Here is a 19,017-nt window from a genome sequence, read left to right on the forward strand (position 1 = left end):
CTTGATTTGAGTGACTTAGACAGAAGAAAGCTTGAGGAGCTTCCTGGCATTGCCTTCGAGGATTTTCTGTCTGTCCTGCGCTGTAAGATCGAGTTCGTTCAGCGCGTCGAAGGTCTCGCGGATAGGTGCGAAAGGCGCGTCGGTCGCGAACACGATCCGGTCAGTGCCAAAGAAGGTCAGACCGGTTGGCAAGCCGGCAGTGCCACCGAACATCGCGGTGTCGGCGTAGAACATGCGGAAGTAGTCAATGTGCGGCTTCTTCAGCGAAGTCAGCACCGTGCTGTAATCTTCGTCAGGCGTCCTGTTGCCCAGAAATTTCATGCCTGGACCCAGGCGCCCTTCGTAGAAGGGCACCATCCCGCCGAGATGGTGGGTGATGATCTTGAGATCGGGATGCCTGTCGAAGATGCCGGAAAAGGCAAGGCGCGCCATTGCCACGGAAGTCTCGTAAGGCCAACCGAAGCACCACCACATTTCGTAGCGGGATTTCGCTTCCGACCTGTAATCCGACATGGCGGCGGTACGCGTGGGGTGCAGCCAGATTGGGAGATCGTAATCCGCCATCAGCCGGAAGATCGGCAGGAACTCCGGAAGATCCAGCGGTTTTCCTGCGATGTTGCTATAGATCTGGATGCCCTTAGCGCCAAGCTGCTCAATAGCACGCCGAATTTCCGTCAATGCAACATCGATATCGAGCAGGGATACTGACGCGACGAAGGCGGGGAAACGATCGGCATGACGATCGACGATTAGGGCTAGATCGTCATTACCGATCCGGGCAAGATCCGCAGCCACGGTGGGTGATGCAACGTCCTCCACGGCGGGGTTCGGCAGCGCGACGATCTGCTTGTAATCGTCCAGAACGTCCATCGCACGGAAACGGGCTTCGAGATCGAGTATGGCCGGCAGACCTTTCATCCTTCCGGCGATCGCACCGAGGCCCGCTCCTCGATCGCTGAGTTCTTGAAGGTACCTCTTTGGAAAGAAGTGGGTGAAAATATCGATAGTCACTGAGTGTCCTTTCCGAGCACATTCTGCCGTTGGCGTGGACGCAATGGCAGGGAGATGGGGAGACAGATTTCGGTTGAGTTTACAGCCCACGCGCCTCCGACGCTGTTTAACATGTGAAACAATTCACCTTCTCCCATGCGCACTCTAAAGCGCCAAACGCAGCACATCAACAGAAAAAACATTTTCTATTGAAATGAAGATTTTTTCAAGATAGATAGGCCTGGCGCAGAGGAGGAGCAGATGAACGAAGTTTTCAACCCGCGGGTTTTTCAGCTTGGCTATGTTGCACTAGGTGTTCGTGATCTGCGGCGATCTGAAGCGCACTACTGCGAAGTTATGGGGCTGACGGAGGCCGCCCGGGATAAATCCTCAGTCTATCTTTCGGTTGGAGCAGAGCACCACAACCTGGTCCTGCGCGAGGCTGATGACAAAGCGTTTCTGCATCTCGGCTATCAGCTGAAGCCCGAAACAGATATCGGCGGGTTCATCCGCGATCTCGAAGCTTTCGGCCTGTCGGCGAAGAGAAAGACCGACAGCCAGCCTGGAATCCCGGAACTTGTCGAAGTGATGGCTCCAGGAGGCAACGTTTTCCAGTTTTATGCCGATATCGGAGTCGGGCCGGGCTTTCGCCGTATTGGCATTGCCCCAATGCGGCTTGGTCACGTCGCCGTCATCACGCCGGACGCTGGGAAACTTCGCGCTTTTTACGAGGAGTTCCTGGGCTTCCATTATGCCGACGACATAGGTGGCGTTGCCACCTTCATGACATGCAATCGGGATCATCACGTCGTCAATCTCGTCGGCCTTCCGGAAGCGCGTGTTCATCACATAGCCTTCGAGCTGTCGGACAATGCGGATCATTCGAAAGCGTGCGACACGCTGGCCGCTGCAAACCTTCCTACGCTCTGGGGCCCTGCGCGCCACCATGCCGGCCACAATCTGGCGGGCTATCATTACGATCCCGATCGGGTGATGGTCGAGCTTTACACGCAGATGGACGTCTACCTGCCGGCGACTGGGACGTTTGAACCGCGTCCGTGGCATCGTCAGAATCCGCTCCGGCCGCAAAGCTGGCGTCCTGAACAGATGACAAATTGGGAAACCAGTTTCGGTTTCGATCTGGTAACGGCGTGACATGACCGGTTCAGAGTGAACAGATCTGGCAACCTTCATTCGACGCTCGGTCTCCAGCAATCTGGAAGCAATTTCATCAGAGAGGCGCCTGCATGGCTGCGCGACACAAGAAAACGATTATCACCTGCGCTATCACGGGCGCAATCCATACCCCGACGATGTCGGATGCCCTCCCCTACACCCCGGACGAGATAGCGGCACAGGCTATAGAGGCGGCAGAGGCCGGCGCAGCCATACTGCATCTGCATGCCCGCCGACCCCATGACGGGGGCGTTTCCATAGACACCGACCACTTCGCAGCCTTCCTGCCGCGCATCAAGCAAGCGACTGGGGCGGTCGTAAACATCTCCACCGGCGGCAGCCTGACGCATACCGTCGCCGAACGGCTCCGGCCAGCCCTGACCTTCTCACCTGAAATGTGCTCGCTCAACATGGGTTCGATAAACTTCTCCTTTCATCCCCTGACGGATCGCTACGAGAAGTGGAAGTTTGACTGGGAAAAGGACTATGTCGCCGGCTCCGAGGGCAACATCTTCCGGAACACGTTCAAGGATATTCGAGAGGCGGCCGCCGCCCTGGAGCCGCACGCCATCAAGTTCGAGCACGAATGCTATGACGTCGGGCATCTCTATAACCTGAAATTTGGGCTTGCTGAGGGATGGTTCGAGCCGCCGATCTTCGTGCAGTTCGTGCTCGGCATTCTTGGTGGGATCGGCGCAGAGATCGATAACCTTGTCTTCATGAAACGGACGGCCGACCGACTATTCGGTGACTCTTATAACTGGTCCGTGCTGGGGGCCGGCGCTGCCCAGATGCCGTTGGCCGCGGCGGCGGCACAGCTTGGCGGAAATGTGCGGGTCGGCCTTGAGGATTCGCTTCAAATCAGCCGCGGTCGATTGGCTTCATCCAATGCCGAGCAGGTTCGAAAGGTGCGGCGAATCCTTGAAGAGCTTGGACATGAGATCGCGACACCAGAGGAAGCGCGCGAGATTCTCGCACTCAAGGGGGCAGACCGCACCGCGTTCTAACGCCGCACGTCCGCCCTATTGGGGGGTACGGGCGATCCAGCTCTAACGCTTCTTGGGTGGGCTGTCAGTAGAAGGAATTGCTGACTTCAAAAGTATCTCTGTCGTCATTCGCAGATGTTCAGCCATCAGCCGGCTGGCCGTTTCACTGTCACGAGCGATCGCAGCGTTAGCGATTGCGTCATGCTCGGCCGAAATGTTGCGCCTTGTCCCCTCGTACGGTCCCGATAGCCGGCGATACCTTTCCGATTGTAGGTAAAGCTGCTCGCGCAGCCGCTGCCACCACGTGTTCGTGCAGGCGGAGGTCAGTTCGCGATGAAAGGCTTCGTGCAACCTGTGCCAAAGCTGGGTTTCCGGCGATCCCGGCGCATATGGCCCTTGCTGAAGGGACCGAAGCTGATGCTGGAGGGAAAGCACCCTTCCCTCCCAGGCGATGTCTCCGTTTGCGATGGATTCGGCAAGGCAGCGGCACTCGATTTCGACCCGGACATCCGTGAGATCCTCGAGATCGCGGCGGGAAATTGGAGCAATCGCGAAGCCGCGTTGCGGTTCTGCTAGTACGAGCCCCTCGGCTGTAAGGCGCGAAAGAGCTTCTCGCACCGCGCCGGAGCTTGCGTCCAGCACCTTGCAAAGCTGCTCGATACGAAGCTTTTCTCCCGGCGGATACTTCGCATCTATAATTGCATCGCGCAGGTCCTCGTAGGTCCGTGCCGTATTGCTCTTGTGATTCGCATAGGTTTCCATGCTGCTAGATATGGCACCAAATTACAAAATAAGCAAATATATATATTTTTCGTTGCAATATGAAGTTTTTTGCGAAATGGTCAGATTATTAAAAATCGGGAGGCCCAGATGCGTTTCGTGAGTTACTTGAAGGGAGGCCAGCAGGGATTGGCGGTAAAGACCGTTTCCGGGTGGTTTGGCCTGACTGCGGATGACCCCGCATGGCCGGGAGATCTCGACGAGATCGTACGGAACGGCCAGTACTCCGAAGCGGCGGAGACACTGTCGCGCGGCATGCCGGTGAACTTGGCTGATGTAACACACCTGCTTCCGTTTAGGCGCGCCAGCAAGGTCTTGTGCATCGGGCTAAATTATGCCGACCATGTATCCGAAAGCAAAATGGAACCGCCGAGTTTTCCTACCGTCTTCGTCCGTTTCAATAGCAATTTGGTCCCACATGGTGCCGAGCTAATACGTCCTAAGGTATCCGAAATGTTCGACTATGAGGGCGAATTGGTTGCCGTGATCGGCAAGGCAGGACGCGCCATACCGCTCCACACCGCCTTGGATCACATTGCGGGTTATACGATCTTCAACGACGGATCGATCCGGGATTTTCAATTGAGAACGAACCAGTGGACCATCGGCAAGAATTTCGACAACACTGGTGCAATGGGACCAGAATTCGTCACAGCGGACGAACTGCCTGCTGGTGCCACCGGATTGCGACTGCAGACAAGGCTGAACGGAGAAGTTCTGCAGGATGCCAATACGGATCAACTTATCTTTTCCATTGCCGACCTCGTGTCCAAGCTGAGTATCGGCATGACCCTTGAACCCGGAGACTTGATCGTCAGCGGGACCCCTTCTGGCGTCGGCTTCGCACGCGATCCGAAAATTCTCATGAAGCCCGGCGACATCTGCGAAGTTGAGATCGAAAAGATCGGCCTGCTTCGGAACGTCGTCTCCGCTGAAGCCTGAATATCGGAGCCTTGGATGGAGCATCACCAAACGGAAGTCCTGATAGTCGGCGCAGGGCCATGCGGGCTTGCCCTGGCAACCGAGCTGACAATGCGCGGGCGTAGGGTACATATAGTCGAAAAGAACGACAGGACCGGGGTTCAGCCTCGTGCGAAGACGACGAACGTCCGAACGATGAGCCACATGCGCCGATGGGGTTTGGCAAGGGAGGTCCGCAAACGCTCGCCTTTGTCCGCGGATTTCCCGCGCCGCACGCTCTTCCAGACATCGCTTTTTGCGAAACCGATCTTCAGTTTCGAGGACTCTTTCTGCGCAAGTCCGACACGCCGAAACGAGTTCCCCGAACATGCGGAATTCATTCCTCAGTATGTTATCGAAGGAATACTCGCCGAGCATGTGGCCGCTCACCCGTTCGCGACGCTTAAGTTCGGAAACGAACTGATGGAATTCGCGCAGGACGATAACGGAGTCACGGCTACCGTACGGGACGCTTCTGGAGTGAGCCGCCAGATCGAGTCACGCTACATCGTCGGTGCCGACGGCGGACGAAGCTCGGTGCGGCGGCAACTGGGCATTCGAATGCAGGGCCGCAGCGATCTGGTGACATTTTCGACGCTTATACTTCGGTTACCTGGCCTGAAAAACGATCCGGCGCTGCCGAGGGCACTCTTCCACTGGATCGTCGATCCCGAGGCCACTTGCATTATCGGCCCGATGGATCACGGCGACCTTTGGTATTACGCCCGGGTTGCGGACAGGGAAACGCCGACCGCCGAACTGGTCGCGACAGTCGAACGAGCAATTGGTCGCGCCATTCCGCTCGAAGTGGCGATGCGGGACGACTGGGTGGTTCACAGTCTAATCGCGGAACGCTATCGTGAGCGTCATGCGTTCCTCGCCGGCGATGCCTGTCATCTCCACTCGCCCTTCGGCGGCCACGGAATGAATCTAGGCATCGGCGATGCCGTCGATCTCGGTTGGAAGCTTGCCGCTGCTTTGGAAGGCTGGGGGGGCGAGGGTCTTCTCGAAAGCTATGAGGTCGAGAGACGGCAGATGCACATGCAGGTGATCGAGAGCGCTACCAAAAACGTCTCGCATCTGTCGGATCGGTTCGCGGATACGCTTTTGCGACAGACCGGTCCGGAAGCCGATGCGGCTCGGGCGCGGGCGGCGGAAGAAATTGAGCGGCTCAAGGCACCTGAATTCCGTTCTCTCGGCCTCGTGCTCGGCAATCGCTATGAGAACTCGCCGGCTTTGGCGCAAAGGGAAGCAGCGTCGAAGCCGCTGGACGTCACGGTTTATACGCCAACCGCAGCCCCTGGACATCTGGCCCCACACGGCTGGCTCGACGACGAGACATCGCTGTACGATCTCTTTGGCAGTGGATTTACACTACTGGTTCTTTCGGGACATAGTTCCGGCATCGAAGAGTTCCTGACCGAGGCAAAGGCAGTTGCCCTCCCACTAGACCATGTGAAACTCGACCGGCCGGAACTTCGGAACCTGTATGGTGCTGATCTCGTCCTTGTGCGGCCCGACCAGCATGTCGCGTGGCGCGGCAACAGTATTCCGCCGTCCGGGCTTCTGATCAGCATCATGCGCGGCGATGCCGTAAACCAAAAGCCGTTGCATCACAGCGCGTAAGACCACGTTTTCGATTGTTCAAGAACCTGTCGGCGTGATTAAGCATCGCCGCAAAGGGAGGATGGTATGGCCAAAAAGTATCCTGTCGTTATAGACGTGCATTCCCATATTCGGGTTCCGGAAGTGGTGGAGTTCATGAAGGACTATCCCATCACCGCAACCGGCCCCGGAACCGACGACTGGTATGTGGAGAATTCGCGAAGCAATTCCAGCGCCAACATGATCCAGCTGGAGGAGAAACGGAAAGTGGTATCGACGCAGCCCGCAGTCCGCATCGGTCAGATGGATGACCGTGGGGTGGACATCCAGATCATCAGCGTCAACTTTCCCAACACCTGCCTCTGGATGGAACCTGAAATCGGCCTGACCGCAGCAAGATTGGCCAACTCAGGTATCGCCGAGTTTTGTGCCCATAAACCTGACCGCCTTCTCGGTATGGCGGCCGTACCCCTCCAGGATCCCGATCTCGCGGCGGCCGAACTGGAACGCTGCGTCACGGAACTGGGCTTCCGCGGCGCATGGATCAACTCTCACGTGCGGGCCAGGGACATCGGCGAAGCTCAGTTCCGGCCGTTCTGGAAGAAGGCCGAGGAGCTTGACGTTCCCGTCTTCGTCCATCCACTTAACGCTGTCGATTTCGACCGGATGAGGAAGTACTTCCTGTTCAACGCCATTGGAAATACGCATGAGGAGACCTTGGCGATGGCATCCCTGATTTACGAGGGGATTATGGATGATTTTCCAAAGCTCAAAGCCGGTATCTGCCATGGCGGCGGCTATCTTCCATATTATCCTGGCCGCGTCGATTATTGCTGGGAAACGAACCGGGGCGGCGCGCGCGACGCTGCGAAGGAAAAGCCGAGCAGCTATTTCAAGCGCTTCTATTACGACAGCAACACGTTCGACCTTGAAGCACTGGGCGTATTGATCAGGAACGCGGGCGTCTCTCAGGTCATGTATGGATCTGATTGGCCGGCTATACCGGAAAACTACTTCGAGCACATCGAAGCGCTGCGAGAACTGTCCGACGAAGACCGGCAGCGTATCGTCTGGAAGAACGCTGCAGAGCTTTTCAAAATTCCGGTCTAAAGCGACATGACAAAAGCGCGGCGATTTGATCGCCGCGCTTTTGCAAGATACTCCTTTCGTAGCGCCCGAGCGTCGGCCTTCATAACGAACTCCCATCCAACCTGTGAAAGTTCGAGACGGTATCGCGCATGACCATCTGGATACAGGTTTCAGCCTCGTTCGCCGTGATGATGCGATCTGAAAGCATCCCGCTCAAGGCTAGACCGAGCGCCTGACGTCCGGTGCGGTCGATGATCCAGGCCTTCTCTTCCCATCCGTGCAGCGGATTGGCTTTCGGTGGCGTCCCGGACAACATACCGAATACGCGGTCGGAGTATGCGTCGGTCCCATACATCAGCTTTTCCGGAAACCATTCCAACGCTTGTCGGATCTGATGCGCCAGGGAACGGGGATATTGGTAGATGTCGGCGCAGGAGAAGTCGTTGTAGACGTTCGTGAAGCCCATCAGCGCAACGGTTTCCGTCACAAATGGCCAGCCTCCATGAAGGATCATGAAACGCGTACCTTCGGCTTCGCGAAAAACGGACTCCATCAACAGCGGATTGCTGCCGGATATACCGAACTGCCGGCGAACACCATAACCCGTATGCATCTGGACGCCGAGATCGAGCCTTCCCGCCTCGATGACAAGTGCACGGAAAACATAGTCCTGAACCACCTTATGCTCCTGGGGAGGTAGGCTTCCGTCGCGGACGCCCCTGAGATATAGCGCAGAAACGTCGGATTTTTCATGCTTGCCGAAGGCGAGATCGCGGTAATACGGCGTGTTAAATTTTATACCCACGCCACCTGTATCCTTTATCAGCTTCAGTCCTTTAAAGACCACGTCATCCATGTAGCCGTCGAATGCAGGCGGGGCAGTTTCTAAACCCAGCGCCTTTCGCTTGCGCTCCATGGTCTCCGAGAGCAGCTTGGAGGGTCCACCGGGCATAGGTTCGCAGGCAAGCGGCCACAGCATCCACTCCACATGAGCGCACCATGGAAAGCGTGCGGTCGGCAAGGAGTTATGCATATCGCTGTTGATGTTGACCATGCGATCGATGTTGATGCGGTCGAGCACCCACGAATTATAGCCGGCACCCTTCTGTGCCATGAGGGCGGCCTTCCGCTCCATCAGGTCGGCGAGATGGGCTACGTCGAGATCGCGAAATTCGTAGTCCCAAAGGGCAGCCCAGGCATCCAGATATTCCGGGTTCTCTTGCCGCATGCGCTTCGGCAGCTCGTAATCGTATCGGTTGATGGGATGCTCCGGATCGCCCGGCGATTCCATTCCGAGCGGCAAAGGATGAGCATGATCGTCGATAGCTCCGATCGCCTCTATCGCCCGCATCAGGCCAGTGTCCATACCTTGTAGATGCATAACTTTTCCTCCCTATGCACTCAGCGCGGCTCACCCAAATGGGGGCGAGCCTTAATCAGTGCGACAATACGGGCGCAAGCCGGATGCAACAAGATAAAATATATTTTATTAGGTAATATTTTTAAAATTTCTGAATAGATACTTTCTTGAGGGCGTTGCGGGACATTTCAATAGGTACGTTGTCGCTCCGCGGCTTGGAGGAGGGATGGCCGTCAACATCGTAGCGGCTCATCAATTCCGTCCGGCGCATGAGCGACTACTCGGGCTGGTCGAGCAGGTACAGGTATGGATAGATGGCCTTCTCGATGCAAAGCGTTTCTGACGGTGAACTACCTCGCGACCTCTGGCGGTGACCGTTGGATGCCTCCAATCGGTAGTACGGCCGAGCATCGGCGCGTTATGCATCTAACTCACAAGGACGCGATGCCCGGCGCCAAGGTCCCGGTATTCCGGGAGCGGCATGGTGAATCCGACCGGGTGAACCGGCGATGACAGCTGCGCCAGCGACATTGTCGCCGACCGCTTCTTTTGCGGATCGGATTGGGCACCGCCGAAAGCAGCGCCTGCGTGTAGGCGTGGCGGGGATTACCGAAGACCTCGGCGCCTGGGCCGATCTCGACGATGCGGCCGAGCTGCATGCGCTGTCGATCCAAGTACCGACGCCGGCCTCCCGCTACCCCTCGATATTCGCCAATTCCATCTCTCTCCTTTAAGCCATAAGGCGGGTGTGCCCCGTCGGAGCTATGACTCATTCGACCATCCGGCGCCCTCAGGGGCATCAATGATCTGCAAGGCTTGCAGAAGCGGTCGGCCAAACTTGACAAATTTTCTTGCCAAAACCCTGATTTCCTTCAAATTTTCGTCCTTGGATTCAAGCTTGTTGCCGTCCCTCATGAGGCGTTCGCCAGTGCTGTCCAGGAAGTCCCACACATAGCTGGCCAAGGCCTCGGCGCCGTCTTTGCCGTCACTGGTAGCGAGCACGAATAGCTGTGTTATGTGGTTGAGCCCGATCCCGCCACCGGTCACCGGCGATACCATGTGATGCAGATCCATGCTGACAAGCGCCCGTTGCATGATGTGTCGGTTCAACGCCCTGCACTGCTCCTTGACCTTCTCCGAAGGGGTTTGGGCCGGGGCGGCAAAACCAGCTCCTGTGAGGACCGTCAGGAGATCAACGATGTCCTGAGGTTTGAGCTTTCGCAGCCTGGCGTGTTTGAAAAGTTCCTCGACACGTTTTGGTCTGTAGCCATCCTCGGCCAGGACCTCCAGGATCAAGTCGTATTTGCCGGCGGGCAGCGCCACTTCGCCTCTTGCACACAAGATCTTTTTCGGGACATCAATCTCTGGGACTACAAGCACGAATGCCAGCGCGTACCAGGCGTCGCGATGTTCCCGGCCCGGCAGTGATCTTGCTCCCTTTACGAAGATATCGGTGCGGAAGCGCCGGTTCACCAGATAGTCGCGGACCGTCTCACGCATGATCGGATGGCCGATCTGCGACACGAATTTAATGCCGTCCTCGTTGAGCTGGAACGCATCGATCCCGTCAAGCAGCCGTGCAGAGCCGACATATGTAAGCTTGGCCTCATCCAAGCTCCGGGCCATGTCGGAAAAATGCTCGAGATGCCAATCCGCATTCATATACTCGTGTCCGAGATAGTTGCGTCCCTGTTTACCCATTTGCTCCAGATGATGCTTGGCGAAAGGGTTGTCCCGAAAATAGAACGAGCCGGCCTTTGCGATCTCTTCCGCGAACTGCACCGCGCCTTCGATCATCTCGATCGGTCTCGACATCTTCCCGCCCCCATAGTCCTGGTAGAGGGACATCAGCTGCCGGATCGGTACGACTGGAGCCCAGCCGGGCAGGCAGTTATAGCTTATATATGCGAGACCGCCGGGCCGAAGTTTCCGCCGGATGATGTCGGTGATGATCTTGCGGTTCTTTTCCGAGATCCAGCTCCAGATGCCGTGAAGCGCTATTACATCAAAGTCCGGAAGATCCCTCCGGTTGGCAAACTCCTCGAAGGAATTGTCGTACAGGTGAATGTCGGCTCGGGACGCATCGGCCAGTTTGCGAGCTTCGACTGTTTGCGCTGGATTGAAGTCAGTACCCCAGTAGGTTCCGGAAGACGCCGCGGCGAGCATATTGATCGTAACCCCCTGCCCGAAGCCTAGCTCCAGATAGGACGGCGCATCGGGCAGTTGCGGCTCTACGGCATTGCATAGGCATGCCAGGCGCAACATGGCCGGGTTCATTTCCGGATAGTATCCATGCGTATAATTGAGGTCAGTGAAGTAGCCGTATGACCACGCCATCAGCGAGTCTCCAGGACACATTCAAGGCTCGTACCCGTCGTCCTTTGTTGTTGGTTTTGAAAAGAAGCAAGCGACATTGGCCGGCACCACGCGTTACAGGGGAAACCGACGTTGACGCATTCCCTTCCCGTCAAGGAAACCGTCATGGCCTCGACGCCTTGGAGCGAACCGGGGACCCGAGAATAATGGTCGATCGTCAATGGCTAAACCCCTTCTATCTATTTCTGCGGCTGCACCGATTATATTGATGGACGAGTCCCCTCAGCCAAACGGCTCGTCGGCGGATCCTGTGACCCGGCAGTCATCGCTCACCGACGCAGCTAGGTAGGGGCACGGCACAAGGACAAGGAGACGCGCGGCGTTTATGCGAAATTCGCGCCGGTCATCTGCAAGGATATATCCCAGAGCCGCGCCGCCGCGCCGCTATCCAGCGCCTGCCTCGGGGGTGTCTCCTCGACGGGATATCCGCGCATTCCGCCCATTCCGTCAGGTCCATAGTACGCGGCGTCCCGTGCCATCGGATCGGTCCCAGCATAGAGCGTTGGCAAGGCGCCTTGCCAAGCGGGTTGGAACAGGAAAGGCAGGAAACGGCGCAGCATTCCGGGCAGGCTCGACCGCCCCGAGCCGTTCACAATTAGGTCGGTGCGTGTGATGCCCGGATGGGCCGCCATGCTTTCAACGCCCCATCCCGCCGCCTTGCTGCGCCGGCTCAACTCCATGGCGAACATGATGCAGGCAAGCTTGGACTGGCCATAGACCCGCATCGGCTTGTAGCTGCGCTCGGCCTGCAGGTCATCGAAGTCGATCTCGGCGCCGCGCGCCGCCACGCTGCCGAGGGTGACGACGCGCGGCCTATGCCCACGCTTCAAGAGCGACAGCAGATGAGCCGTGAGGGCGAAATGGCCGAGATAGTTCGTTCCAAACTGGAGTTCGAAGCCATCGCTGGTCTCGCGTCGCACCGGCGGTCTCATGACTCCGGCATTGTTGATCAGAAGGTCGAGCCTGTCTTGCTCCTGCGCGAGCTGCGCCGCGAAGCTGGCGATCGACGCAAGGTCTGCGAGATCCACTTGTCCGAACCGCACCTGCGCGCCAGGCACGGTATGGCGGATCGCGGCCACGGCTTCAGCACCCTTTTGAGCATTGCGCCCGGCGATCACGACGCGGGCGCCGGCGCTGGCCAGAGCTAGCGCGTCCTCATAGCCCAGCCCCCCAGTGCCGGTCACCACGACCGCGCGGTCCTGTTGAGATGCAATATTACTGGCCGTCCACTTGGTCATTTACGATCCTTTCTTCTTGTAAGGCGGAGGAGGGCGAGCGAATCTTGCCTCGACGCACTATGTTCGTCTTCATCCTCAACATGCCAGTTGCGGCGCAAACCGCCATGCCTGAAGGCGCGAAAAACATGCCTGATTCTACGACCGTGTCTGCGAAGCAGCCATCGCTTGCAACCGATCCAGGTCAATCGTCCGACGGCTTCGGGCCGCATGAAAAACGGTGAGCCCGACAGCCGCCGAACCGTTCAGCCCGACGAAGGCACCCTTGTCAGCGTTCACATTGCGGCGCCGACAATCCACGGCCACCACAGGCCGGCCGTGAACATCGAGGTCGCAACGCGATGAAGGCGCTGAGGCAAGCAAGCAGCAGCACAGATGCCCCGCTATCGACCAGCACACTTCGGTTTCTTCGACTGACGCGGATGACCAATTCAGCAATGGCGAGATTGGGAACCTCGAAAAAGAACACAATGATCGCGTCGAACCAGCCGCTAAAGTCCGGCTCGCGACCGAACCCTCCGACCAGCGCGGACCAGAGCCATCTTCCACTCGATAAAGCCACGGCCCGATCGTCAGCGCGAACAGCTTGACCGCCCAGGCGCGATGCTCATCGCAATTGCCGGCCGGGCTCGGGCATAGTCCATGGCGGCGCACCATCCACCCGCCGTAGAAGCCAAAGCCCGTATCCATCAGCGGGCGCCGATCATACCTCTTCTCAATATGAAGCGAAGGCCATCAAGCCCGGCCAAGCCGGCCGAAGGGACCTCGGTTCGATCGAACCAACGATTGAGGGCGGGAACGCTGAGTGCCACCGCTTGGCCTGGCGAGTTCCCAACCAACGGGGGAGGAACTTCCCGCTATGGCGCTTGCGTGAAATCACACATCCATTGTGCGCTCCTCTTTCGAAGGCATGGCTGCTGCCCAGGGGTGGGTCGCGGATGCTTCTTTATGGCTTCATTGCGCGCGGCGAAGCACCATGGTCCGACCGAGAAGGGTGGTGCCCCTATAGGCGCGGAGTTCCAGTTTTCCGGTCACAAGCGTTGCTTGGGCGGAATGGGTCTGGCCTGTCGCTCCGCTGTAAAAATTCCCGCCTTCCCAGCGACGGTCAGCGGCATCCCACTTGAGGTTGGTCACGAGAACAGCTCGCTCCAGAGAACGGCTTCGGAGGTTCGGATCCGGATTGAGGGTGTCCTTCTTGAAGGTCTTGCCGTCAGCCTCGAGCAGAAGCTTTCCGTAGAGGACGCGGGCCGCATAGGTTTCTCCGGCGTCGAACATCTCAAGTTTGAGGTTGCCGTCCTCGGATTGCCATACGCCGACAATCTGATCCGGCGAGGAGGCCTGTGCGAAAGCCTCTCCAACCTGGAGACCTGTCATTCCTGCCGATAGCACTGCGGCCAGCAACGGGCCCATTAGTGATTTCACCATTCTATGCTTCCTTTTTTACGGTTTGGGGCGGACATCGACAAGAGAGTCGTGACGCGCAGACGCTGTGGATGCCGATGAGCCAGCGGCTCTCCTGGAAAGGAGCGCGGTCATGGAACCGGCCGGACACCTACCGGACCTTACGCCCGCAAAGCTACACGCTCGCTGCGCGGCGCCGAATGCCGAGAAGCTCAAATTTCCTGCCCGATCCTACAGTTGAGCAAGGTGAGGACGGCTCATCCCGGCTCGCGCAGCAGTTCGTGAAGAGGCGAAAAACCGGCCTTCGTTCGATCCGCCAATGCTGCCTCCTCTCCCTCCCGCCAGTGATCTGAGCAAAGCGGATCCCACTTGACATTTGTTTGGTACCTCACATATTTGCTAGGTAGCTAGCAAACTTGGAGCATGCGTTGGTGGATCGGGAGCGGAAAGATACAGATCGCGACCTTATCGGAGCCTGGACAAAGCGATGCTACTTCGCCGGACGGGCGGTCATGGACTCTGCCCTGCGTCCTTACGATCTCGGATCCGTGCAGTGGTACGTGCTCTACCAGCTCGCAACTGCCGGGCCGACCATGCAGCGTGATCTCGTGCGGTTGCTTACGATCGAACGCGCCACAATGACTGGCATCGTCGCGACCCTCGTGCGCAAGGGTCTCGTCGAGCAAGAGCCCGACAGGGTTGATCAGCGCCAGAAGCTTCTACGCATTACCGCCACCGGCGCGAAGTTGTGGGGCGAGCTGCCCGATCTCTCTTTCATCCGCTCGGTGGCGTTCGACGGCATCGACGAGGCCGACATCGCGGTCGCGGTCCGGGTTCTTCAGACCGCAACGGAGCGTCTCGAAAACCTGCTACAGAAAGGAACAGCGACATGACAGTCTTGGTAACCGGCGCAACAGGGCTCGTCGGAGCCCGCCTTCTTCCGCGCCTTGTCGAAGCAGCGGCGAATTGCCGTGTCCTGATGCGCGGCGGGAAGCAGGCGCCCCCCGGCGTCAGCGCGGCAAAAGCGGACCTCCTCGATCCCGCGTCCCTCATGCGGGCGGTGGAGGGCGTTTCGGCGATCATCCATCTTGCTGCGGTTTTCCGCACCCCCGACACCGATCTTATCTGGAAGAGCAACCTAGAAGGCACGCGCAACCTCATCGCCGCGGCAAAGGCGCGTGCGCCCGAGGCACGTTTTATCATGGCAAGCACGTCCAATATCTATGACGCGGACAGCCCGTGCCCAGGCCGTGAGGACAATGCGGCCAACCCGCAACAAGCCTATCCGGCCAGCAAGCTCGCCGCCGAGAACGCGCTGCGTGAAAGCGAGCTAAACTGGGCGATCCAGCGGTTCGGCTTCGTCTATGGCGACAAGGACGGACATCTCGAAGAGTTGCCGCGATTGGTCACAAACTTCAAAATGCAGCCGGCCCAAAGGATGAGCATGGTTCATCATCGCGACATCGCAACCGCCATGAACCTCGCCCTGGCCGGCGCTATGGATGGGCGCATCGTCAATATCGCCGATGAGGCGCCCACTTCGATCTACGAGCTTGTTGCGCTGGTCGGCGGAACAATGGAACCGTCTTCGGCACCGCTCGACAATCCTTGGCGCCTCCACATGGATGTCTCACTCGCTCGCAGTATTGGTTTTCGGCCAATCGTGAGGACCGTTTATCAGGCAATGCAGGAAAACCTGATGTGACGCCGCCCGCCGGCAGCTGACGGCCGGAGGCATATCCGCGCCACTCACAATGGCATTTCTTCGCAGCATATCAGGAGGGCCGCTCCGAACCGAAGCGGCAAGGAGCGACCTGCTGCAAACGGTGCCTAGGCTGTTCGCGCCTTGCGGCTGGCGTACTGGCTATACATGCGCTGGTGGTTCAGCGCGTCCTGCTTTGGGGCAACGCCGAACATCCGGGAATATTCGCGGCTGAACTGCGAAGCGCTTTCGTAGCCGACCTTGTAGGCGGCTTCCTCGACGCTTGCAGCGTCCGCGACCATCAGGCGTCTTGACTCAAGGAGGCGCAGCTGCTTCTGGAATTGAAGCGGCGTCACCGAGGTGAGCTGCTTGAAGTGCTGATGAAACGATGACGGGCTCATGCGGGCCACCTCGGCCATTTGTTCTACGCGCAGCGTCTGGGCGAAATTTGCGCGCAGGAAATAGATGGCCTTGGCAACCCGCATGAAATTCGATTCCGGCACGGCCAGGCTGCAGAGCTCGGCGCCGTGCGGGCCGGTCAGAAGCCAATAGCAAATCTCCCGCATGACAGATGGGTAGAGGATCGGAATTGCCTTCGGTGTCTGGGACATCCGGATCAGGCGCAGCACGCATTCCGCCAAAGGTTCGTCAACCTTTCCGACGAACACGGATGGACCGGGCGTGGCAGGCGAAACCGGCGGCGTCTCCAACTGCTCCAACACCTCGCGCAGCATGTTCACGTCGAGATCGATGGTAACACCGATATAGGGTGTCTGCTCACTTGCCTCGACAACCCGCCCGCTGGCCGGCATTTCCATGCTGACGACCAGGCATTCCATGGCGCCATAGCGGAGCGTCTCTCCGCCGAAGAGAATTTCCTTTGCGCCCTGAGCCACCACGCAGAGCGACGGGCGATAGATCTGCCGCATAGGCATCCGCTGCTGGTAGGAACGGATGATGTTGACGTTCTCGATCTGCGTCGGAAACAGGCCTTCACCGCCGCCCTGGTTTTCGATGTATGCGGTGATCCCGTCAAGCAGCGATGACGACACGCGAACCTCCGGTTGGTTTCGAGGCCAGCGCAGCACTCGCCCTTCAGCCGGCAACATATCGCCGCCTGTAGGAATAGGCAAGTTTATTGAGGTATTCGGCATTCTGGTCATGGAAGACTTCCTCTAGCTTGATGACGTCACTCACAGCCAGGGAAGCACCAAGCATGACAGAAACGGCCGCTTCGTCAATAGATAAGCACGCTGATCTGCCCACCATATCTACTGCGAGCGGCGATGAATACGTTGAGGGTCGGCGGGCCACAATGCTGCTTATTACGCTATTTCTTGTCAGCGCCACGTCCCAGATCGACCGGATGCTTCCCTTCGTCCTGGCCGAGTCAATCAAGGAAGAACTCGATCTGAGCGACACCGAGATTGGCTTGCTCACGGGCCTCGCCTTTGCGGTCTGCTACACGCTGCTGTCGATGCCCCTCGCCCGTGCCGCCGACCGAGGATCGCCCCGTTCCGCCCTCGTTTCATGCATCTTGCTCTGGAGCGCGATGACATTGCTCGGCGGCCTCGCCATGAGCTTCCTGTTCCTCGCCTTTACCCGCTTCGGTGTCGCTTTCGGTGAGGCCGGCGGAACGCCCTGCAGCCACGCGATCATCGCCCGGAAGATCCCACCCGCGCACCGCGGGCTGGCGCTCGGCATTTTCTCGATGGGCATTCCACTCGGCACTATGGTGGGTTTCGGTGCCGGCGGCGCTATCGGAGATACGCTCGGCTGGCGTACAGCGCTGGTAGGCGCAGGCGCCATGGGCATACTGATCGGTTTGCTGGCGCTCCTCGTCGTCGGTCCGACCCCACCGCTCAAGCGCTCGGCGGCCACTGGCGAACCTTTCCTGCGGTCGAGCTTGCAACTGCTTTCGTCCCCTTCATTTCGTTGGCTGTTCATCGGCTCGGTCGCACTCGGCTTCGCCGCAGCGCCGTTCTACGCCTTTGCAGTTCCCTTCCTGATCCGCACCCACGGCTTGAGCGCCAGCGAGGCTGGTTTGGCGTTCGGCCTGCTGCAAGGCCTGATGGGAATTTTCGGAACGCTACTGGGCGGGCGCCTGTTCGACCGTGCCGTTCGCTCCGGCACCGGGCGGGTACTCGGTCCGCCCGCTATCCTGTTCATGATCGCAAGCCTGACGACGACTGCAGCGTTGTTCGCGCCGGCCGGGTGGCTTTCCATTCTCCTTTTCGTGCCGGGAATGCTGTCCTTCGCCTTTCTGCTGCCGTGGTGCTTCGGTGCCGCCCACCTGATGGCCGGCAAGGGGAAAGAGGCTATGGCGACGAGCCTCGCGATGATCGGCTCCGGGCTTCTGGGGCCAGCGCTCGGCCCGCTTATCGTCGGCATGATCAGCGACGCGGCGACGGCGGCGCAGGTTCCAAACGGCCTTGGGTTCGGTCTGCTCACCGTCCCAGTCGCAAGCATCCTGACCGGCATCGCCATGCTGATCGCAAACCAGCGCATTGCTGCCTCGCTCCGGCGGCCGTGACTGCCTAACGCGGCCGTGGTCGTAACCCCAAGCTTTCACAAATTTCTGCGAAAGAGAGGCTCTTTGCATGTCCGACCCAGTAACGCCCGTCGCATCTTCCTGGCAGTCGCCGCCCCAGCGTCAGCAGGCCCGCGGCAATACCCCCCTGTGGACGCATCGACGAACCGGGGGATGTCGCCGACGCCATCGCTCTCCTGTGCGCGGGCGACAGCAAGTGGATCAACAGCCACCTCGTCTTCGCCAACGGAGGCTTCTTGTGATCCGTCGGGGCTGGTTTTGCGCCGCCGTGTGGCGCCGCAACGGGACGGACGATCAGCAACGCAACGCGGGCAATAACCAGGAGAAACTACATGGTTGAGTTGGTCGTGAATGGAAAGCCATTGAGCGTCGACGCCGAGGTCGACAAGCCCCTCCTCTGGGTGCTCCGTGAGGATCTCGGGCTGCTCGGCCCTAAATACGGATGCGGCATTGCCCAATGCGGGGCTTGCCGGGTCCTCATCGACGGAAAGTCCACTCCCTCCTGCATGACGCCAGTCGGTTCCATCGCGGGCGCTTCGGTGGTGACTGTTGAGGGGCTGGCTCAATCGGGCGGCATGCTCTCCGTCGTTCAGCAGGCTTGGATCGACGAGCAGGTGCCACAATGCGGATTTTGCCAACCCGGCTTCATCGTCGCCACCACGGCGCTGTTGGAAGCGACCCCGCGACCGACCGACGCCGAGATCGATGATGCGATCACCAATATCTGCCGCTGTGGGACCTACCCGCGCATCCGCCGCGCGATCCATCGCGCCGCCGACATGTTGGCCGAGCGCTGAGGAGACAGT

General features: G+C 58.8%; 17 protein-coding genes. 9 read left to right on the forward strand and 8 right to left on the reverse strand.

The genetic code is table 11. The annotated features are described in order from the left end of the window. Window positions 1-15: 15 nt before the first annotated feature. Complete coding sequence (locus tag C5J26_RS21705; RefSeq protein WP_105403663.1) at window positions 16-1,011, reverse strand: amidohydrolase family protein; 996 nt, start codon at window positions 1,009-1,011, stop codon at window positions 16-18. Between the two features lie 240 nt (window positions 1,012-1,251). Between C5J26_RS21705 and C5J26_RS21710 the strand changes: the two genes are divergently transcribed. Both C5J26_RS21710 and C5J26_RS21715 read left to right on the forward strand, forming a co-directional pair. Continuing rightward, window positions 1,252-2,145, forward strand: coding sequence for a VOC family protein (locus C5J26_RS21710; RefSeq protein ID WP_105403664.1), 894 nt, complete (start codon window positions 1,252-1,254; stop codon window positions 2,143-2,145). Between the two features lie 92 nt (window positions 2,146-2,237). After that, complete coding sequence (locus C5J26_RS21715; protein ID WP_105403665.1) at window positions 2,238-3,173, forward strand: 3-keto-5-aminohexanoate cleavage protein; 936 nt, start codon at window positions 2,238-2,240, stop codon at window positions 3,171-3,173. A gap of 42 nt (window positions 3,174-3,215) precedes the next feature. Here C5J26_RS21715 and C5J26_RS21720 read toward each other — a convergent pair whose 3' ends face one another. Beyond that, window positions 3,216-3,914, reverse strand: a complete 699-nt coding sequence (locus tag C5J26_RS21720; RefSeq protein WP_074063514.1) for a GntR family transcriptional regulator — start codon at window positions 3,912-3,914, stop codon at window positions 3,216-3,218. A 108-nt stretch (window positions 3,915-4,022) separates the two neighbouring features. Between C5J26_RS21720 and C5J26_RS21725 the strand changes: the two genes are divergently transcribed. The 3 genes from C5J26_RS21725 to C5J26_RS21735 all read left to right on the forward strand — a co-directional run bounded on the left by C5J26_RS21725 (window position 4,023) and on the right by C5J26_RS21735 (window position 7,607). Then, on the forward strand, window positions 4,023-4,874 hold the full coding sequence (locus C5J26_RS21725) for a fumarylacetoacetate hydrolase family protein (protein ID WP_105403666.1): 852 nt from the start codon (window positions 4,023-4,025) through the stop codon (window positions 4,872-4,874). A gap of 15 nt (window positions 4,875-4,889) precedes the next feature. Beyond that, window positions 4,890-6,518, forward strand: a complete 1,629-nt coding sequence (locus C5J26_RS21730; protein WP_105403667.1) for an FAD-dependent monooxygenase — start codon at window positions 4,890-4,892, stop codon at window positions 6,516-6,518. A gap of 66 nt (window positions 6,519-6,584) precedes the next feature. After that, entirely contained in the window at window positions 6,585-7,607 is a 1,023-nt protein-coding gene (locus C5J26_RS21735) for an amidohydrolase family protein (protein ID WP_105403668.1), read from the forward strand. Between the two features lie 79 nt (window positions 7,608-7,686). On the opposite strand, the gene C5J26_RS21740 is transcribed toward C5J26_RS21735, so the two are convergent. The 5 genes from C5J26_RS21740 to C5J26_RS21760 all read right to left on the reverse strand — a co-directional run bounded on the left by C5J26_RS21740 (window position 7,687) and on the right by C5J26_RS21760 (window position 13,982). Further along, window positions 7,687-8,967 carry an amidohydrolase family protein gene (locus C5J26_RS21740; RefSeq protein WP_105403669.1) on the reverse strand — a complete coding sequence of 427 codons (1,281 nt, stop codon included), beginning with the start codon at window positions 8,965-8,967 and terminating at the stop codon, window positions 7,687-7,689. Window positions 8,968-9,377: 410 nt separating this feature from the next. Then, on the reverse strand, window positions 9,378-9,746 hold the full coding sequence (locus tag C5J26_RS33690; RefSeq protein WP_105403670.1) for a hypothetical protein: 369 nt from the start codon (window positions 9,744-9,746) through the stop codon (window positions 9,378-9,380). Then, window positions 9,709-11,283 carry a class I SAM-dependent methyltransferase gene (locus C5J26_RS21750; protein WP_105403671.1) on the reverse strand — a complete coding sequence of 525 codons (1,575 nt, stop codon included), beginning with the start codon at window positions 11,281-11,283 and terminating at the stop codon, window positions 9,709-9,711. Before C5J26_RS21750 ends, C5J26_RS33690 begins: the two co-directional genes overlap by 38 nt. 362 nt (window positions 11,284-11,645) lie before the next feature. Next, window positions 11,646-12,560 (reverse strand): SDR family oxidoreductase, encoded by a 915-nt coding sequence (locus C5J26_RS21755; protein ID WP_105403672.1) that lies wholly within the window; start codon window positions 12,558-12,560, stop codon window positions 11,646-11,648. Window positions 12,561-13,511: 951 nt separating this feature from the next. Then, the gene (locus tag C5J26_RS21760; RefSeq protein ID WP_105403673.1) at window positions 13,512-13,982 is read right to left on the reverse strand and encodes a DUF2147 domain-containing protein; all 471 of its coding nucleotides are present in this window, start codon (window positions 13,980-13,982) and stop codon (window positions 13,512-13,514) included. 488 nt (window positions 13,983-14,470) lie between these two features. Here C5J26_RS21760 and C5J26_RS21765 point away from each other — a divergent pair, with 488 nt between their 5' ends. Further along, window positions 14,471-14,851, forward strand: coding sequence for a MarR family winged helix-turn-helix transcriptional regulator (locus C5J26_RS21765; protein WP_371681939.1), 381 nt, complete (start codon window positions 14,471-14,473; stop codon window positions 14,849-14,851). Further along, on the forward strand, window positions 14,848-15,663 hold the full coding sequence (locus tag C5J26_RS21770; protein WP_105403675.1) for an NAD(P)-dependent oxidoreductase: 816 nt from the start codon (window positions 14,848-14,850) through the stop codon (window positions 15,661-15,663). Before C5J26_RS21765 ends, C5J26_RS21770 begins: the two co-directional genes overlap by 4 nt. A 125-nt stretch (window positions 15,664-15,788) precedes the next feature. On the opposite strand, the gene C5J26_RS21775 is transcribed toward C5J26_RS21770, so the two are convergent. Next, complete coding sequence (locus C5J26_RS21775; protein ID WP_205412861.1) at window positions 15,789-16,712, reverse strand: AraC family transcriptional regulator; 924 nt, start codon at window positions 16,710-16,712, stop codon at window positions 15,789-15,791. A 164-nt stretch (window positions 16,713-16,876) separates the two neighbouring features. On the opposite strand from C5J26_RS21775, the gene C5J26_RS21780 reads away from it, so the two are divergent. Next, window positions 16,877-18,193, forward strand: a complete 1,317-nt coding sequence (locus C5J26_RS21780) for an MFS transporter (protein WP_105403676.1) — start codon at window positions 16,877-16,879, stop codon at window positions 18,191-18,193. A 350-nt stretch (window positions 18,194-18,543) separates the two neighbouring features. Then, entirely contained in the window at window positions 18,544-19,008 is a 465-nt protein-coding gene (locus tag C5J26_RS21785) for a (2Fe-2S)-binding protein (protein ID WP_105403677.1), read from the forward strand. The last annotated feature ends 9 nt before the right edge of the window (window positions 19,009-19,017 follow it).

The organism is Neorhizobium sp. T7_12 (assembly GCF_002968535.1).
Lineage (GTDB): Bacteria > Pseudomonadota > Alphaproteobacteria > Rhizobiales > Rhizobiaceae > Neorhizobium > Neorhizobium tomejilense.